1 protein-coding gene is annotated in these 688 nt (G+C 52.9%); it reads right to left on the minus strand.

The genetic code is table 11. The features are described from left to right. On the minus strand, positions 1-688 hold a 688-nt coding region (locus tag HMPREF3119_RS05740), incomplete at both ends, for a phage portal protein (RefSeq protein ID WP_070578883.1).

Below are 688 nucleotides of genomic sequence, written 5' to 3' on the forward strand. Positions count from 1 at the left end.
GTCAGTAATGGCGTAATGATAAAATTCAGCCCGCTCTCTCGGGGTTCCGCGCAGTAATCCGGCCAGATTAAACCGGACATAAAAACCGGCAGTGCGCTCCTGCCGGGTGAACAACCGCCTGTTAAGCTCCTGTTCCCAGTTCACCACCCAAGGCATGACCGTATACCGGACAAACTGAATGGATTGTTCGGAAATGTTGGAGAATGTTGCTTTTTCTAAGTCATTGATCATGTGTGCCGGTACGTTAAAAATCCCGGCGATCATGGAGCGGTTGAGCTTCAGCATGTCAATCAGCTGGGCATCCACCGGGGAAACGGTCAGGGCTTTGTAATCAAGGTCAGCAGGTAACAGCATGGTTTTGTTTTCCTGGCTGCGCAGAGCAGCTGACGCTTTCTGCCACATTGACTTAAGGCGGTCCCAGCCTTTTTCCTGCAGTTCCCCCTTAACCGAAACAATACCGGCCGGACGGGCATTACCGCCGAAGAAAGAACTGGTGTATTTCTGCCCGGACATCCCCATGCCGATGGTTTCCGCATGCTGCACTATCGGACTGAGCCCCATCCGCTGGTTATTACCCAGCGCCCGGATGTGGATCATGTCATCCGGACTGACAGCAAAATTTCCCTGTTCGTTATAAACACCGTAGGTGTACCGGCCACCTGTGTTAAGCAGTGCGGTTTCCCACGGC

Origin of the sequence: Morganella sp. HMSC11D09, from assembly GCF_001807955.1 — a bacterium.
GTDB classification, from domain to species: Bacteria; Pseudomonadota; Gammaproteobacteria; order Enterobacterales; family Enterobacteriaceae; genus Morganella; species Morganella morganii.